Genomic DNA, 15,593 nt, shown 5'->3' on the forward strand with positions numbered 1-15,593 from the left:
CACCGCCATCGCGTCCAGCACACCGGCCGCGCGCACCGCGTCCGCGCCGCTCAGCCCGGCCGGCTTCTCGATCCAGAGGTGCTTGCCCGCCTCCGCCATGGCGACGCCGATCTCGCGGTGCAGGAAGTTGGGCGCGGTTATGCTGACGGCGCGCACGCGGGGGTCGGCGGCGACCTCGCGCCAGCGGGTGGCGGTGGCGAAGCCGTACCGCGCGGCCGCCTCCTCCGCGCGGCCCGGCACCTCCTCGGCGACCGTCATCAGCTCGGGGCGCAGGGGCAGCCGGGGGTAGTGGTGCGGGAGACGGGCGTACGCGCGGGTGTGGACCCGGCCCATCCAGCCGAAACCGGCGACGGCGACACCCAGCGCATCCACGACGGCAGCCCTTCTCCGAACCGGATCAACATCTGCCGGGCCCACCTTTGTGCGGACAAATGCCGGGTGTCAACCCCGGCTCGCGCGCCCCCGACCGGTGCACACCGGGGTGCGGGGGCACGGGGGCCGGGTGATCGTGGGGGCATGGCTGCTGACCCGACGGCGGAGACCGGCGTACCCCGGTCGCGGCGCGACACCCGCGAGGCCGTCCTGTTCGGCGGGGTGTACGGCGCCGTGCTGGCCAGCTCCCTGGTCGCCGCGCTGACCCAGCACGGGCACGGCTCGGCGGCAAGCCGGCGGTACGACGCGCTGTGGGTGCTGGTCACCGCGTTCGCCTCGGCCTTCGCCCACGGCTACGCCCACCACATCGCCGAACGCGGGCCCCGGCGCCGGGGTGAGGTGCTGCGCGCCCTTCGCGACGAGTGGCCGCTCGTCGCGGCCGTCCTGCCGACCGTTCTCCTGCTGGCCGGCGCGGGGTGGGGGTGGTGGCCGCCCGGTGACGTCGAGTACCCCGCCCTCTATCTCAACATCGCCATCCTCTTCACCCTCGGTGTGATCACCGCCCGCTGGGCCGCCCGCCGCTGGCCCTCCGCCCTCCTCATCGGCCTCGCCGACGCCCTCCTCGGCTTCGTCGTGGTCATCGCGAACGCCCTGATCAAGTGATCAGCCCCCGCACGGGCACCGGCGCGGGTGCGGTAGGGTTGACCTGCGTGATCACGCGGAACTCCGCCGGATCACCTCGGGACGTGGCGCAGCTTGGTAGCGCACTTGACTGGGGGTCAAGGGGTCGCAGGTTCAAATCCTGTCGTCCCGACTTTACGAAGTCGCAGGCAGGGGCCGGTTACGGAGAAATCCGCAACCGGCTCTCGGCCGTTCTCGGGGACCGGGACCCTTGCTCCGGCTGGGGAGGTCGTGCGGAGAGGGCCGCCCCGGCAGCCGGTCACTGGAGGACGGACAGCGTCCCCGTACTTCTCCCGGCCGCACGCGTATCTGCCCCTTCTGACGCCGCGGGGATCGTCCGGTCCCTGGAGCAGGCCGCTCGATCGTCCACGACCCTCGACGGATCCGGGGTGCGGCCGGCGGAGGTCAGGTCAGACCGACGACGGCCGTGACGCTCTTTCCGGCCCCGGCTGCCTCGACGCTGACGCTCCGGGCGAGCGCGGTCACTATCCCCAGGCCGTGCTGTCCGACCCGCGTCGGGTCGGGGGCGCGCACCGCCGGTGCGACGGGACTGTCGTCCCGCACCTCTATCCGCAGCGCCCCGTCGGAGACGCTCAGGTGCAGCAGTGCCGGACCGGGCGCGTGCCTCAGGGCGTTGGTGACCAGTTCGCTCACTATCAACTGGACTGTCTCCACCGTCTTGAGGTCGACCTGGATCCCCGCCGCGCCGCACGCTGTCCTCAGGAAGGAGGCGGCGAAACGGCGGGCCCCGCCGATGCGGGCGCCGTCGCCCTCCAGGACGAGAGAGGCCACCGTCGGCGACGCCCCGTCCCCCGGGAGGCCGTCGGTCATCTCGGATGACGCTTTCATCGTCGCTCGCCCCTCAGTCCCCGCTGGGCGCCCCACCCCTACCGCCCGGTCCGTGCAGGGCACGTTACCCCTGCAGGAGCAGCTGGACCGCATCACGGTCCCAGGCAGAGCGGTGGCGGTCTCTCGTGGTTGTCCGCCTCACGCGCCCCGTAGGAGTCCGGGATCAACGGGTGAACAGCGTGAACGCGGACGGCGCCTCTGGACGTCACCGGCCGCCTGTGACCGAAAAGCCCCTTCTTGCCCGCCCTGTACCGAGTCGGAGTCACGAGGCGTGCGCCGCCCTGAGCACATCCGGTTTGACCCTGACACGGTGGCAAGGTTTCCACTGGGGTACTGGAGGTGGTCCTCATCGACACGACCGCTCAGCACACTCGTTTGCTCAAGGCCATGGGTGCCGACCACACCTCGGTTCGGCTTCAGGCGGCCATGGCGGTCGGTTCGCATGCCGACCCCGTGTTTCTGGAGACGCTCGTCGAGCGGTGTGCCGTCGAGCCCGACTTCTTCGTGCGGGACATGCTGTCCTGGGCCTTGACGCGTCTGCCGCCGGACATCACCTTGCCCCGGCTCCGAAAGGAACTGGGCTCGGAGTGCGGCCAGGCCCGCAGCCAGGCGCTGCACACGCTCTCCAAGGTCAACGACAGGAGCACGTGGGGCTGGATCACCCGTGACCTCCTGCGTGACGCCGACGACGACGTCGCGCGGACCGCGTGGCGCGCGGCCGTCGTACTCGTGCCCGAGGCGGAGGAGCGTACCTTGGCCGACGAACTGGCCCGGCAGCTCGGGCGCGGTGACCGGGAGGTGCGGCGGAGCTTGAGCCGGGCTCTGGTCGACCTCGGAGAGAAGAGCCGGCCCGCGCTGGAGCGGGCCGCCGGGCATCCGGAACCGGACGTGGCGGCCCATGCGCGGGCCACCGAGTCGCTGCGGCGGAACCCGGACGCCGGTTTCGACGCGGCGGTCGAGGAGGCGAGGCGTACGGTCGTGCTCGGTCCGGGACGCCCGGTCGCGGAGGGTGGGGAGGACGTGCGTTGCTCATCGGGGAAGTCGCCCGGCGGTCCGGGGTGAGCGCGCGGATGCTGCGGCACTACGACGCACTGGGGCTGGTTCGGCCGACCGGGCGGACCGTCGGCGGGTATCGCGAGTACGCGGCCGACGACGTCCGAAGGATCTTCCACGTCGAGAGCCTGCGGTCCCTCGGACTGTCGCTCAAGCAGATCGGGCGCGCGCTGGAGGACCCGGCGTTCACGCCGTCCGCCCTGGTCGGCGACCTCATCCGGTGGACCGAGGACCGCCTCGCGCGTGAACGGGAGCTGCTCGAACGCCTCCGGGTGATCGACGCGTCGGCCCCCGCGGACTGGCAGGACGTCCTCCGTGTCGTCGCACTCGTGCGGGAACTCGATTCGACCAGCGCCGCCCGCAGACAGCAGGCCGTCCTCACCCGGCCTGAGGGCGTGCCGGTTCCGGCGGAGCTGCTGGCCGGGGCGGTACTGGCCGAGGCCGATCCGCATGTCGCGGGCGCCTTGCGCTGGGCCCTGGCCCGGACGGGAGAAGACGGTGTGGCGGCACTGGCGGCCGCCGCCCGTTCCGAGGACGTCGACGTCCGGCGGCGCGCGGTGCTGGCGATCGCGGGGATGGCGGAGGTGCCGGGCGCGATCCCGGTGCTCACGGGCCGGCTGGAGGACCCCGACACCCTCGTGCGCGGACAGGCCGCCCTCGCGCTGGGCGCCCGGGGAGTCGCGGCGGCCGTGCCCACGCTCGTCCGCATGGTCGTGGACGGCACCAACGACGTGGACGCGGCCGAAGCCCTGGGAGTCCTCTCCCGGGACCCCGCCTGCGCGACGCGGATCACCGCCCTCCTGGCCGAACGGATGGCCGCTCCCACCGCCGACTCCGCGACGCGCATCCGCGTCATCCAGGCCCTCGTCGAACTGGAGGGGAGTGCCCCGCTGGAGATCCTGCGCCGGCTCGCCCACGACGAGGAACGCACGGTCGCCCTCGTCGCGTCGGCCCTGGCGGGCGTCCTGGAGGAGCGGGCCCGTGCAGTGCCTCAGCTGTACACGAGCAGGTAGTCGCAGGTGCTCGTGCCGTCGTGGATCGACGTGTCGCTGTTGAGCACGTAGAAGGCGCCGGCGAAACCGGTGGCGGTCATCTTCGGGACCACGATGATCGTCTGGTCGGCCATGCTCAGCGAGTTGGGCCGGACCACGTTCGTGTAGAGCAGGTTGAAGAGGTTGTCCCGCAGGTTGGGGAGCCGGAGGATGCGGTACACGCGGTCGCCCGTCGAGCCCGTGATCGGGGCCTGGTTGGCCGGGTTCGCCCACTGCGCGGGGGACGTGGCCATACGGCCCTGCGACTCGAGGTCCTGGAGTCGCCGCTGGGTGCTCGCCCGGACGCCGGCCATGTGGATGTGCATCTGGTCGAAGCGCCGGGCGCCCTGCGAGTTGATGCCCAGGCCGATGTTCGGGTACTGCACGGGGACGTCTCCGCCGCTGCGCGCGTTCTGCCATGCCTCGTTCCAGTAGTTGGGCGGCCCGCTGGTCACGAGGAACGGGCACTCGATGCCCGTGACGCGGCACGCCGGAGACAGGAGATAGTTGTGCGTCGTCTCCGGCTTTCCGCGCAGCACCACGTAATCCGACGTCATCTTCAGGCAGTCCGGCTTGGGCTGCGGCGGCGGGGGGACGATCCCGCTGGTGCAGTACTGGACGTCGTTCCACAACGGGTCGTTGTCCGTGGGCCGGCCGCAGATGCCCTGGAGGCTGGTGGGCGGGCAGGAGCTGGAGCCGCCCGGGGGAGGCGTGGTGGGGCACGAGTCGGGGGTCGGTCCGGCCTCGACACCGCTCGCCGCGGCGGCGGTACCGCCGCTCATCGCGGCCGCGCCGGTCAGGACCGTCGCGGCGCCGATGGCACTGGAGAGCGCGACGAACTTCCGCCGGGGGACTTCATTCGCGTTCTGCTGGTCGTTCATCTGTGCTCTCCACTGGAGTGGGCGCTGGGGGTTTTCGCAGAGTAAGTGCCGGAAATTGATTTACGGCGGTTCGACCCATCGGCTGAATGAGTGACCGTTCGGAACGGCTCCGCGTCTTCGGGTGACACCGGCGACCACCGGGCGCGACCGTGCCCGCTCCGTCACCCTGGCCGCGCGCTGCCTGTAGGACAGACGGCCGCGGCCGGTCGCCGGGCAGCGGTCGGCGGGGGGTGTGGTGGCGGGGGCCCGGCGGGAGGTGACGAACACCGGGCCCGCCGTGCGGCCGGCGAGGAGCGGGGGGAGGAGCCGGGCGGCACCCTCGTCCCAGGTCAGGCGGATGGCCGCGCCGGGTCTGGTACGACGGGCCGGCAGGTCCAACTGGCCGATGCCCGGGTGGGCTGTTCCTGTGGCCGGGCCGGCCATGGGGTTGCCTCTGGCGTGGGTCGCGGGCGCCGCCTTCTTCGCCGGGATCGGTGCGGCCGTCTGCACCACCCTGGCCGCGACCGTCATCCAGCGCGACATCCCGGCGGAGGTGCGGGGACGTGTCGGCGCGTTCGACAGCCTGGGGGCCTTCGCCCTGGGGCCGCTCGGGCTGGCACTCGCCGGGCCGGTGTCGGGGGTCGTGGGCGCGGAGCGGCTGCCGGGGTTCGGCGTGCTGTGGCAGGTGACGGCGGTGGGGCTGGTGCTGTCGGTGCCGTCGGTCCGCAGACACGAGGCGGCTCCCAGCGCGGAGCGGCAGGTCACCGTGCCCTGACCGCCGACGACGGACGGCTGACCGCCCCCCCGGCGGGCGCGCGACGACAGCTACGGCGCCTCGCCGCGTTGCCGGATCGCCCCCGTACGCCCAGTATGCGGACGACCCTCCGCCTTGCGGCGCACCGCATCCGCCGCCGCGCGCTGATCCGCCGGGGATCACGGGACAACCCTCAGGCCAGCGGCTTGTTCAGTACCGCCTTGCGGTGGCTGAAGGTGTCGAGGGAGTAGCGGCCGTGGTAGCTGCCCATGCCACTCTCGCCGACACCGCCGAAGGGGAGGTCGGAGACGGTGAGATGGGCGACGGGGAGGCCGTGGCCGAGGCCGCCGGAGGAGGTCTCGGCGGCGAAGCGGTCGCGGGTGGTGTCGGAGTCGGTGAAGACGTACAGCGCGAGCGGTTTGTCGCGGTCGTTGATGAAGTCCACCGCCGCGTCCAGGTCCGGCACGGTGACGATCGGGAGGATGGGCCCGAAGATCTCCTCCCGCATCACCGGCGCGTCAGGTGCCACCTCCGCCAGAACGGTCGGCGCGATGTACTTGTCCGTACGGTCGCTGCGCCCGCCGACCGCCACCCGGCCGGAGCCGAGCAGGCCGGCGAGCCGGTCGAAATGGCGCTCGTTGATGATGCGGCCGTACTCCGGCGAGGCCGACGGGTCGGTGCCGTAGAGGCCCTCGACCGCGCGGACCAGGGCCGCCTCCAGGGCGGGGGCGGTCTCCGGGTCGGTGAGGACGTAGTCGGGGGCGACGCACGTCTGCCCGGCGTTGAGGAACTTGCCGCGCGCCAGCCGGTCGGCGACCACATCGAGATCGGTGTCCCGGTCGACGAAGGCAGGGGACTTGCCGCCGAGTTCGAGCGTGACCGGGGTGAGGTGCTCGGCCGCCGCCCGCATCACGACACGGCCCACCGTGCCGTTGCCGGTGTAGAAGATGTGGTCGAAGCGCTGGGCCAGCAGGGCCGTCGTCTCCGGGATGCCGCCCTCGACCACCGCGACCGCGTCGGTGTCGAGGTGGGCCGGGATCAGCTCGGCCAGCGCGGCCGAGGTCGCCGGGGCCAGCTCGCTCGGCTTCGCCACGACCGCGTTGCCCGACGCGAGGGCGCCGACCATGGGGGCGAGGAGGAGCTGGGCCGGGTAGTTCCAGGGGGCGATGACAAGGACGACGCCGAGCGGGTCGTACTGCGTCCAGGCCGTGGCGTCGGCGCCGAGGTGGGCGGGGACCGGGGCCGGCTCGGGGCGCAGCCACTCCGTCAGGTGCTCCAGGGTGTGGTCGATCTCGCGGATCGTGAAATCGATCTCGGTGCGCTGGGCCTCGGCGGCGCTCTTGCCCAGGTCGGCACGGAGGGCGGCGGCGAGGTCGTCCCCGTGCTCGGTCAGCATCGCGCGCAGCCGGCGCAACTGCTCCGTGCGCCACTCGACGGACTTGGTCCGCCCGGTGCGGAACGTGCCGCGCAGTCGGGCCACGATGTCGGCGGCCTGCTCGGTGGGGGAGTGGTTCATGGGTGCCTCGCATCCTCGACGATCAGATGTAAACACCAACCTTTCAGGCGGCCGGGCGCATTCCGCGGATTGCCCGGAATGACGTGGATCACGGCGCCGCCGTCACCGCCGGCGGCGACCGCCGTGTCATGCGCTGGGCGCCGGTGTCCGTGAACGCGCCGCCCGTACGCCGTCCGTGCCGTGGGCGGCCGGGATCGTGTGATGACCCGACAAAACCGGTCCACGCATTGTGATGCCGGTCACGTGTGTGGTGGTTCACTGGCGCGGGATGATGGGGCGAGAGCCGGGCATGTGGTTTCTCGGGGGTCCACCGGCCGTCCCGATCCGATCCGCCCAACGGCACAACTGGAGAACTCGCTGTGACCCTCGACGGCATACCGGTAGCTCTGGCACCTGACGGCGCCCTGGACGCCGACGCCCGCAAGCAGCGGCTGCGCCGCCGCCTGGAGCGGCTGATCGGCGTCGCCGCCACCGAGGGGAACGAGCTGGTCCCGCTGCGCAACGGCAGCGCCATCTTCCCCGCCATGCTCCAGGCCATCGGTTCGGCCAGGCACACGATCGACATGATGACCTTCGTGTACTGGCGCGGCCAGATCGCCCACGACTTCGCCGTCGCCCTCGCCGACCGCGCGCGGGAGGGTGTGCGGGTACGGCTGCTGCTCGACGGGTTCGGCGCCAAGCGGATCGAGCGCGGGCTGCTGGACCTCATGGACGAGGCGGGAGTCCAGATCGCCTGGTTCCGCAAGCCCGTCTGGCTCTCGCCCTTCAAGCAGAACCACCGCTGCCACCGCAAGGCACTGATCGTGGACGAGGTCACCGCCTTCACCGGCGGCGTCGGCATCGCGCAGGAGTGGTGCGGCGACGCCCGCAACCCCGGCGAGTGGCGTGACACCCACGTCCAGGTGCGCGGACCGGCGGTCGACGGGATCGCCGCCGCCTTCGCGCAGAACTGGGCCGAGTGCCACGACGAGCTCTACGACGAGCGGGACCGCTTCACCGCGCACGAGCAGATCGGCAGCTCGATCGTCCAGGTCGTGCGCGGCTCGGCCAGCATCGGCTGGCAGGACATGCAGACCCTGATCCGGGTCATGCTCACCTCGGCGGAGCAACGGTTCCGCCTGGCCACGGCCTACTTCGCGCCCGACGACTACTTCATCGACCTGCTGTGCCGCACCGCGCGCCGGGGCGTCAAGGTGGAGATCCTGCTGCCCGGCCCCTACACGGACCAGCGGGCCTGCCAGCTCGCCGGACAGCACCACTACACCAAGCTGCTGCGCGCGGGCGTCGACATCCGCCAGTACCAGCCGACGATGATGCACGCCAAGATCATCACCGTGGACTCGGTGGCGGCCCTGATCGGCTCCACCAACTTCAACCGCCGCTCCATGGACCACGACGAGGAGGTCATGCTCGCCGTCCTGGACGAGGAGTTCACCGCGTCCCTCGACCGCGACTACGACGCCGACCTCGAGCGCAGCGTCGCCATCGACCTCGCCAGGTGGCGGCGCAGAGCCGCTTTCCAGCGGGTGAAGGAAGCCGCGGTCACGCCCGTGCGACGCTTCCTGTGACGAAAGGCAGGCGGTAGCCGAGCGGAAGGCGACTCAGGGTGTTCTCGGTGGACGTGAGGCAGCACGCGCTGGGCGTGCTGCTCGTACTGTGCGGTGAACTCGACTTCGACAGCGTGGTGCAACTGCACGAGGCTGTCGACGACGAACTGGACCGATCGACGGGGACGTCGCCGGTCGTGGTCGACTGCGCCGCCCTGACCTTCTGTGACTCCTCGGGGATCAGCGCCCTGCTGCGCCTCTATCAGCGGCTCACCGCCGAGCAGCGGGCCCTGCGCCTGGCGGCCGTACCCGCCTCGGTGTCACGTCTGTTCAGCCTGACAGGTTTGGACCAGCTCTTCTCCGTGCACAAGGACGCTGCCGAGGCGCTTGCCGCGGGCGCGGACCGGCGCGGCGCCGCCTCGGCGGTCCAACAGAACGAGGAGCGGAGCGCATGACGCGCGTATCAGGGCTGGACCAGCCCGAAACCGGCCGGCCGGCGGACGGCCCGGACGACGATCTGCGCGCGCTCTTCGGGCACTCGACGGCCGTGTTCGCCTCCCTCGCCGGACCGGCGCACATGCTGGAGTCGGCCAACCCGGCGTTCTTCGCCGCGATCGGCGGCGACGAGCGCGCCCGCACCGGCCTGCCGCTCGCGGAACTGATGCCGGAACCGGCCGAGCAGGGCTTCATCGGCCTGCTGGACCGGGTCTACCGCACCGGCCGGTCCGTCACCGGCCGGGACCGCCGGGTGCTGCTCGGAACCGGAGCCGACACCCGCGAGGCGTTCTTCGACTTCACCTACGAGCCCCGGACCGACGCCGGAGGCAACGTCACCGGCGTGCGCGTCATCGGCGTCGAGACCACCCAGGTCAGACATGCCCAGCGGCTCGCGGCCGAGCAGGCGGCACTGCTGGAGCAGATCGCCCGCCAGGCCCCGCTGGCCGACGTGCTGCACGGCATGGCACGGGTCATCGAGGACCTGGCGCCCGAGGAGGTGCTGGTGTCGGTGCTGCTCGCCGACGCCGACGGCCGCCACCTGCGCCACGGCGCCGCCCCCAGCCTCCCCGACTTCTACAACCAGGCCATCGACGGCATCGCCGCCGGTGAGGGCGTGGGCTCCTGCGGTACCGCCGCCCACCGCCGGCAGAGCGTGATCGTCTCCGACATCGCCACGCACGCGTACTGGCAGGACTTCCGCGAGCTGGCCGAGAAGGCCGGACTCGCCGCCTGCTGGTCCACCCCGGTGCTGGGTGGCGACGGATCGCTGCTCGGCACCTTCGCCATGTACCACCGCACGCCCCGCTCGCCCCAGGACCACGACCTCGCGCTCGCCCGGATCTTCGCGGGCACCGCGGCCCTGGCCATCGAACGCCACCAGGCCGAGCAGGCCAGAGCGGCCGCCGAGGCCCGCGAGAAGGCCACCCGCGCCGACCTCGGCTTCCTGCTGGACGCCAGCACCTCCCTGGCCTTCGACCTGGACGCCGCCCAGACCCTCCAGCGCCTAGCCGAGGCGTGCGTCCCCACCCTGGCCCCGCTGTGCGCGGTCGACGTCGTGGAGTCCGGCCGGGTACGCCGTATCGCCACGGCCGCGCCCGACGCCGAGCGCGGTGAACTGCTCGCCTCCCACATCCCGGTGTACGACGCCGCCGACGACGCGGTGGCCCGGGTCCTGGCCTCCGGGGTCAGCGAGGTAGCCCGGCGTACGCCCACCGGGCCGGGCCCCTGGCACGACCTGGGCGTCACCGGTTACCTGTGCGTTCCGCTGCTCGACCGCGGCAACACCTTCGGCGCCATGACCCTGCTCAGCGTCGGCGACCGCTCCTTCGACGGCCACACCGTCGCGCTGGCCGAGGAACTCGCCCGCCGGGCCTCGTCCGCCGCCCGCAACGCCCGCCAGTACACCCACCGGGTGACCCTCGCCCGCGACCTCCAGGCCGGCCTGCTGCTGCCCGGCGTGCCCGACGTGCCCGGCGCCGACGTGGCGACGTACTACCACCCGGCCGGTGAGGGACTCGACATCGGCGGCGACTTCTACGACGTCTTCCCGCTGCGGGACGGCCGGTGGGCGTTCATGCTCGGTGACGTGTGCGGCCGCGGCGCGACCGCCGCGACCACCACCGCCCTGGTACGGCACACCGCCCGCGCCGTGGCCCCGCTGCTGCCCGGACCGCAGGCCGTCGTCGAGGCCGTCAACCGCGCCCTGTGCGACCGTCCCGGCAGCCACGGCACCGGCTTCGTCACGCTCGTCTACGGGCAGTTCACGCCGACCCCGACGGGCCTGGACATCGAGCTGATCCGCGCCGGGCACACCGCCCCACTGGTCGTCGACGCGGGGCACACCGTACGCGCGGCGGACGCCTCCGGACTCCTGCTGGGCGTCGCGCCCGACCCGCACGTCAGCCCGCGTCGGCTGCACCTGCGCCCGGGCGAGAGCCTGTTGCTCTACACCGACGGTCTCACCGAGGCCCGTTCTCCCGAGGGCGAGCAGTTCGGCGACGTGCGCGTGGCCCAGGCCCTCGCCGGCTCTCCGCGCCCGCCCGCCGCCGGCCGTCTGATCGACGCGCTCACCGAGGCCGTGCGCGTCTTCACCGGCGGGCACGACATCGACGACGACCAGGCGGTGCTCGTCCTCACGGCGACGGGCGAGTAGTCGGGACGGGCCGGCGGCCGTCCCGCACGGGCAGAGCGGGCTCGGTCACGTCCGGTTCCCGGGTGTCCGTCCGGGCGCGGGTTCGCCGGGGGGTACCGAGGCGGCTCAGGGGGGTTCTCCCGCAGAGCGTCGAGGACGTCCTCGACGGGGTCGCGGAAGTGCGGGGCCGCGACCTCGGGCATGGGGGGCCTCCTGGGCCCGGGCGCGCGGGGCCCGGACGGTCGTTGCGGTTCTGCCGTGGGGGGACGGGAAAGACGCCGAGCCGGGCCCGCTCGGCGCCGCCTCGGCACGGACAGACGTGTTACTGACCGCGCCCAGCGGAAACCCGAAGGTTGATCAGGGGCCCCGACCGTCGGGGGCCCGACGCCGGAAGGGAACCGCGACGTGGCCCTCGTCTCCTACGCTCCGCGCGGCGGTGCCGTTCACGGCCGGATACTCGTCGGTGCCGGTCTCGCCCTGCTGCCCTGGCTCGGCTTCCTCGCGGACGTCCTGCCGCCCGCCCAGGCCGCCGCGTGGGTGCTCCTCGACGCGCTGGAGGCGGCCGCCCTGTTCACCGCCGGGAGCCGTCTGCTGCGCCACGACCGCCGCCACCGCGCCCCAGCGGCCGCCGCGGCGGTGCTCCTCCTCGCCGACGCCTGCGTCGACGTGGCCACCTCGCCGCCCGGTCCGGCACTTGCTCTCTCCGTCGCCATGGCCGTGTTCGCGGAACTTCCCCTCGCGGCCCTGTGCGTGGCGGTGGCCGCTCGCCCTACACCCCGGTCCGGCCGTCGAGGAGTTCGCGTACGACGTCCAGGTGACCGTTGTGCCGGGACGTCTCCTCGATGAGGTGGAGGAGGATCCAGCGGAGGTCGACGCGGCGGCCGTCGCTGATGGGGCGTTCGGCGGTGGCCTCCAGGTCGTGGCCGGAGACCAGGCGGCGGTGGCGGGCGCTCTGGGACTCGTAGTCGGCGAGGAGTCGGGCGAGCGGGGTGTCGACAGCTGTGCGCATCTCCGGGTCGGGATCCTCGTCGGTGGCCTCGGCCAGGGGGCCCGCGGGGTCCTCGCCCAGGAACATCACCTCGAACCAGTGGTGCTCCACCCAGCGGAGGTGGCTGATCAGGCCGCACAGGGTCATCGCAGGAGAGCCGGGGAGCGGGGCCCGGCGGGCGTCCTCGGCGGAGACGCCCTCGCACTTGGCGCGTGCGGTGTCGCGGGCGTAGTCGAGGAACGTGGTCAGCTGCGTGCGCTCGTCCCAGGTGGGAGGCGTGTCGGTCTGTCGGGTCATCGGAGGGAGTCTTCCGTGGCGCGCGAGCGGCGTCGACCGAATTGCCGGCGTGCCGAGTCCAGTCCCAGCGCCTCGGCGCAGCCGGCGGCCCGCACCCTGCGCGAACTCGGCCTCACTGCCGAGGAGTTGCGGGAGAGGGTCGCCGCGCGGGGCGAGCGATGGGCGTCACGCGCTCCAGAACGACGTCAACGCCTCGACCACCGCCTCCGGTTCGTACACGTTCGGCGAGTGCCCGCCACCCGTGATCTCCGTGTAGCGGGCGCCCAGCTCACGTGCCATCGCCGCCGCCGCACGCTCCGGCCACGTCTCCTCCGGGGTGCCGAAGACGACCGACAGGGGAACGCCGCGACCGCGCAGGGCCTCGCTGCGGTCCGGCTCGCCCATCATCCGCTCGGCGGCCAGGCGCAGGGCCTCCGGGGCGTTGCGGGCCCAGCGGTCCGAGAGGAAGGCGAGCACCTCCTCGGAGACCCCGCCGTCCTCGGGGCGGAGGAAGGGCCACAGATCCGGGACCGCGGTCGTGCGCAGGGCGTCCAGCAGAAGGCGCAGACGCTCCCGCGTCGGCTCCGACACGGCCGCCGGACCGAAGTTCAGCAGCGTCAGCGAGGCCCAAGTGGACTCGGGGGAAGCGGAGTTCAGCACGGCCAGGCGCGACACCAGACCGCCGTACGAGTGCCCCACCAGATGCACCGGCCCCAGCACCCCCGCCAGCGCGGTCACGTCCGCCGCCAGGTCCTCGGGCGCGTACGAGGGGTTCTCCGACGCCGGGCCCGTCTCGTACTGGCCCCGCTGGTCGATGGCGACGACCCGGTAGCCCGCCTCGGCCAGACCCGGCAGCAGCGGCAGGAAGTCCTCCTTGCTGCCGTTGAAGCCCGGCACCAGCAGGGCCGTACCGCGCGGCACCGCCGGGGGAGCGGCCGTGAAGGCGGCGAAGGTTCCCCGGTCGGTGTCCAGGCGCACGCTCCGGACGCTCTCGGGGCGGGCGATCGAGAGGATCTGGCTCATGGCAGCGATGGTACGTAAGGTCCTGACGCAGGGCTGGACCGGGCCGGACCCCTCTTGACGCGGCGTCCGGGGCGGGCCGACACTCGAAGCCGGGGAAGTCCGGCGAACGGGTGGGGACGCATGACGCGCCTGGAGACGGTGACCGGCCGCAGCGGCCGCACGCCGCTGCGCGTCCCTCTCCTCACCTCCCGTCTGCACATCGACCTGCTGCGAGTGTGCAGCGCCATCGGACCGCGCCTCTGACCTGGGCCTTCGCCCGTCCACGCGCCCTCCTCGCAACTCCTCGCCCGACGTCAGCCGCCGCTGTTCCCGCAGGTGCGCGCCCGTGCGCGCCCTCGCCCCTGGGGAGACGTACACATGCCCGTCACCGCGCCGACCGCCCTTCCCACCGTCCGGCACAGCTCCGCCTTCCGGGGGCGGCTCGGCCGGGACGACCGCAGCGGCCACCACGCCGTGCCGCACCGCTACCGGCTCCACCTCTCCACCGCCCACCCCGACGGACTGCGCCTGGCCATCGGCCACAGCCTGCTCGGTCTCGACGCGAGCTGTCCGGTCATCCTGCTCCCCGCCGTCCCCGACGCCCCGGACGGCAGCCACCTCGCGCTCCGCCCGCTCTACGAGGCCAGCGCGCACCGCTACCGGGGACCGGCGCGCGCTCCCGTGCTCAGCGACGCCTGGTCCGGACGCATCGTCAGCACCCACACCCCGGACATCCTGCGCGACCTGGACCTCTTCCCGCGCGCCGGTGGCGACCCGCTGCGGCCCTCAGGCTGGGAGTCCACCATCGACGCCGTGGAGCGGCTCTGCGCCGAGGGCATCGAACAGGCCGCGCAGCGGGCGGGCCGCGCCGACGAGGACCCGGCCGGGCGGGCCGCCGCGCTGGAGGTGCTCCTCGACACCCTGTCCCGGCTGGAGCGGTGGCTGACCGAGGAGGAGTACCTGGCCGGGGGCCGGCTCACCGCGGCCGACGTCGACCTCTGGGTCTGCCTGGTACAGCTCGACACCGTGCACCGCTGCCACCTCGACGTCTCGGCCGTGCACCGGATCACCGGCCTCACCGCGCTGTGGTCCTACGCCCGCCGTCTCGCCGCCCGTCCCGCCTTCGGCACCCACATCGACCTCGACGGCATCGCCCGCCGCCACCACGGCCACTGCCAGGGCCTCGAAGCCGCGGGCGCCGCCGTGCAGATCCTCGACTGGGCGGCCCACGCCAGCAGGAGGAACTAACCCACGGAGTCCACCAGCACGGCCAGCGCACCGGCCACTTGTTCCAGTCCCGGTCCTGCCGGGCCGCCGGGCTCGGTCAGGTACGTGTCCCGGCGGATCTCCACCATCAGCGCGCTCACCCGCCGCTCCCGGCCGTAGTGCGCGAGGGGTACGTACGTCCCGCTGAACGGGCTGTCCAGTCCCGTCTTCCCGTACGGCGAGAACGCCGACCGCGCCGCCGCCGTCAGCCCCGGCGGCGTGTGGAAGGCGTCCGTGCCCAGGCACACCGCCGGACGCGGGCCCTCGCCGTGCAGCTCGTAGGGGAGCGGGCGGGACGGGTAGGAGTGGACGTCGATCACCACCGCCCGCCCGGTCGCGGCCAGCCGCTGCGACACCGCCTCGGTGACCGCGCGGGCGTACGGCTCGAAGTACCGCTCGATCAGCGGCCCCTGGTCGGTGTCCTCGGCCCGCAGCGGCTCCCGGTGCGTGGTGCGGGTGTACACCGCGCCCATGCCCACCGCGCGCATCTCCTCCCGCTCGTCGGGAAACCGCTCCGGGTCCACCACCAGCCGGGACAGCCGGTTCACGAACCGCCACGGCCGCAGCCCCGCCAGTTCGGCCGCACGCTCGGCCAGTTCCGCGGTGTGCGCGTCCGTGATGTGGTCCAGCTCCCGCTCCAGCGCGGCGTCGTCGAGCAGCAGTCCGGCCCGCACTCCGGCCGGGATCGCCCGCGCGGAATGCGGAACGTGCAGCAGGACCGGCGACGCCGGGTCACCCGGCAGCAGCTCGAACGAGGGCTCGGACACAT

16 protein-coding genes, 1 tRNA gene and 1 pseudogene are annotated in these 15,593 nt (G+C 73.1%); 11 read left to right on the forward strand and 7 right to left on the reverse strand.

The window, feature by feature from the left end; genetic code table 11:
• Positions 1-6: 6 nt before the first annotated feature.
• Positions 7-417 (reverse strand): annotated as a pseudogene (locus ACWCV3_RS05090) (Gfo/Idh/MocA family protein); the annotation flags it as partial.
• 99 nt (positions 418-516) lie between these two features.
• On the opposite strand from ACWCV3_RS05090, the gene ACWCV3_RS05095 reads away from it, so the two are divergent.
• Complete coding sequence (locus ACWCV3_RS05095) at positions 517-1,035, forward strand: hypothetical protein (protein WP_451218511.1); 519 nt, start codon at positions 517-519, stop codon at positions 1,033-1,035.
• Between the two features lie 77 nt (positions 1,036-1,112).
• Positions 1,113-1,186, forward strand: a tRNA-Pro gene (locus ACWCV3_RS05100).
• 272 nt (positions 1,187-1,458) lie between these two features.
• On the opposite strand, the gene ACWCV3_RS05105 is transcribed toward ACWCV3_RS05100, so the two are convergent.
• Positions 1,459-1,884, reverse strand: a complete 426-nt coding sequence (locus tag ACWCV3_RS05105) for an ATP-binding protein (protein ID WP_451218512.1) — start codon at positions 1,882-1,884, stop codon at positions 1,459-1,461.
• Positions 1,885-2,289: 405 nt separating this feature from the next.
• Here ACWCV3_RS05105 and ACWCV3_RS05110 point away from each other — a divergent pair, with 405 nt between their 5' ends.
• Positions 2,290-2,964, forward strand: a complete 675-nt coding sequence (locus ACWCV3_RS05110; protein ID WP_451218515.1) for a HEAT repeat domain-containing protein — start codon at positions 2,290-2,292, stop codon at positions 2,962-2,964.
• Entirely contained in the window at positions 2,928-3,968 is a 1,041-nt protein-coding gene (locus ACWCV3_RS05115; protein WP_451218517.1) for a MerR family transcriptional regulator, read from the forward strand. The genes ACWCV3_RS05110 and ACWCV3_RS05115 overlap by 37 nt, the downstream gene beginning before the upstream one ends.
• Here ACWCV3_RS05115 and ACWCV3_RS05120 read toward each other — a convergent pair.
• On the reverse strand, positions 3,947-4,867 hold the full coding sequence (locus ACWCV3_RS05120) for a CDP-diacylglycerol diphosphatase (RefSeq protein WP_451218520.1): 921 nt from the start codon (positions 4,865-4,867) through the stop codon (positions 3,947-3,949). The two genes, ACWCV3_RS05115 and ACWCV3_RS05120, sit on opposite strands and share 22 nt — an antisense overlap.
• Before the next feature lie 421 nt (positions 4,868-5,288).
• Here ACWCV3_RS05120 and ACWCV3_RS05125 point away from each other — a divergent pair, with 421 nt between their 5' ends.
• Complete coding sequence (locus ACWCV3_RS05125) at positions 5,289-5,621, forward strand: hypothetical protein (protein WP_451218523.1); 333 nt, start codon at positions 5,289-5,291, stop codon at positions 5,619-5,621.
• Between the two features lie 172 nt (positions 5,622-5,793).
• On the opposite strand, the gene ACWCV3_RS05130 is transcribed toward ACWCV3_RS05125, so the two are convergent.
• A complete protein-coding gene (locus tag ACWCV3_RS05130; RefSeq protein ID WP_451218526.1) occupies positions 5,794-7,116 on the reverse strand; it encodes an aldehyde dehydrogenase family protein in 1,323 nt (440 codons plus the stop codon).
• Positions 7,117-7,475: 359 nt separating this feature from the next.
• Here ACWCV3_RS05130 and ACWCV3_RS05135 point away from each other — a divergent pair, with 359 nt between their 5' ends.
• From ACWCV3_RS05135 to ACWCV3_RS05150, 4 genes are all read left to right on the forward strand, one after another.
• Positions 7,476-8,684, forward strand: a complete 1,209-nt coding sequence (locus ACWCV3_RS05135) for a phospholipase D-like domain-containing protein (protein WP_451218529.1) — start codon at positions 7,476-7,478, stop codon at positions 8,682-8,684.
• Positions 8,685-8,731: 47 nt separating this feature from the next.
• Positions 8,732-9,118 (forward strand): STAS domain-containing protein, encoded by a 387-nt coding sequence (locus tag ACWCV3_RS05140; protein ID WP_451218532.1) that lies wholly within the window; start codon positions 8,732-8,734, stop codon positions 9,116-9,118.
• Entirely contained in the window at positions 9,115-11,313 is a 2,199-nt protein-coding gene (locus tag ACWCV3_RS05145) for a SpoIIE family protein phosphatase (RefSeq protein WP_451218534.1), read from the forward strand. The genes ACWCV3_RS05140 and ACWCV3_RS05145 overlap by 4 nt, the downstream gene beginning before the upstream one ends.
• 384 nt (positions 11,314-11,697) lie before the next feature.
• Positions 11,698-12,138, forward strand: coding sequence for a hypothetical protein (locus ACWCV3_RS05150; RefSeq protein WP_451218537.1), 441 nt, complete (start codon positions 11,698-11,700; stop codon positions 12,136-12,138).
• Here ACWCV3_RS05150 and ACWCV3_RS05155 read toward each other — a convergent pair.
• Positions 12,062-12,577, reverse strand: a complete 516-nt coding sequence (locus tag ACWCV3_RS05155) for a DinB family protein (protein WP_451218540.1) — start codon at positions 12,575-12,577, stop codon at positions 12,062-12,064. The two genes, ACWCV3_RS05150 and ACWCV3_RS05155, sit on opposite strands and share 77 nt — an antisense overlap.
• 165 nt (positions 12,578-12,742) lie before the next feature.
• Positions 12,743-13,579: an alpha/beta fold hydrolase gene (locus ACWCV3_RS05160; RefSeq protein WP_451218543.1), complete on the reverse strand. Its 837-nt coding sequence runs from the start codon at positions 13,577-13,579 to the stop codon at positions 12,743-12,745.
• A 120-nt stretch (positions 13,580-13,699) separates the two neighbouring features.
• Here ACWCV3_RS05160 and ACWCV3_RS05165 point away from each other — a divergent pair, with 120 nt between their 5' ends.
• Entirely contained in the window at positions 13,700-13,822 is a 123-nt protein-coding gene (locus ACWCV3_RS05165) for a putative leader peptide (RefSeq protein WP_451218546.1), read from the forward strand.
• A 114-nt stretch (positions 13,823-13,936) separates the two neighbouring features.
• Positions 13,937-14,806, forward strand: coding sequence for a glutathione S-transferase C-terminal domain-containing protein (locus ACWCV3_RS05170; RefSeq protein ID WP_451218549.1), 870 nt, complete (start codon positions 13,937-13,939; stop codon positions 14,804-14,806).
• On the opposite strand, the gene ACWCV3_RS05175 is transcribed toward ACWCV3_RS05170, so the two are convergent.
• Positions 14,803-15,591 carry an N-formylglutamate amidohydrolase gene (locus ACWCV3_RS05175; RefSeq protein ID WP_451218551.1) on the reverse strand — a complete coding sequence of 263 codons (789 nt, stop codon included), beginning with the start codon at positions 15,589-15,591 and terminating at the stop codon, positions 14,803-14,805. The two genes, ACWCV3_RS05170 and ACWCV3_RS05175, sit on opposite strands and share 4 nt — an antisense overlap.
• Between the last annotated feature and the right edge of the window lie 2 nt (positions 15,592-15,593).

Source organism: Streptomyces sp. NPDC001781 (genome assembly GCF_053596035.1).

Coding starts and splice junctions, on each gene's coding strand:
- ACWCV3_RS05130 (WP_451218526.1), bottom strand. CDS start 7,116: ATGAACCACTCCCCCACCGAGCAGGCCGCCGACATCGTGGCCCGACTG.
- ACWCV3_RS05160 (WP_451218543.1), bottom strand. CDS start 13,579: ATGAGCCAGATCCTCTCGATCGCCCGCCCCGAGAGCGTCCGGAGCGTG.
- ACWCV3_RS05125 (WP_451218523.1), top strand. CDS start 5,289: ATGGGGTTGCCTCTGGCGTGGGTCGCGGGCGCCGCCTTCTTCGCCGGG.
- ACWCV3_RS05105 (WP_451218512.1), bottom strand. CDS start 1,884: ATGACCGACGGCCTCCCGGGGGACGGGGCGTCGCCGACGGTGGCCTCT.
- ACWCV3_RS05110 (WP_451218515.1), top strand. CDS start 2,290: ATGGGTGCCGACCACACCTCGGTTCGGCTTCAGGCGGCCATGGCGGTC.
- ACWCV3_RS05155 (WP_451218540.1), bottom strand. CDS start 12,577: ATGACCCGACAGACCGACACGCCTCCCACCTGGGACGAGCGCACGCAG.
- ACWCV3_RS05095 (WP_451218511.1), top strand. CDS start 517: ATGGCTGCTGACCCGACGGCGGAGACCGGCGTACCCCGGTCGCGGCGC.
- ACWCV3_RS05165 (WP_451218546.1), top strand. CDS start 13,700: ATGACGCGCCTGGAGACGGTGACCGGCCGCAGCGGCCGCACGCCGCTG.
- ACWCV3_RS05170 (WP_451218549.1), top strand. CDS start 13,937: ATGCCCGTCACCGCGCCGACCGCCCTTCCCACCGTCCGGCACAGCTCC.
- ACWCV3_RS05145 (WP_451218534.1), top strand. CDS start 9,115: ATGACGCGCGTATCAGGGCTGGACCAGCCCGAAACCGGCCGGCCGGCG.
- ACWCV3_RS05120 (WP_451218520.1), bottom strand. CDS start 4,867: ATGAACGACCAGCAGAACGCGAATGAAGTCCCCCGGCGGAAGTTCGTC.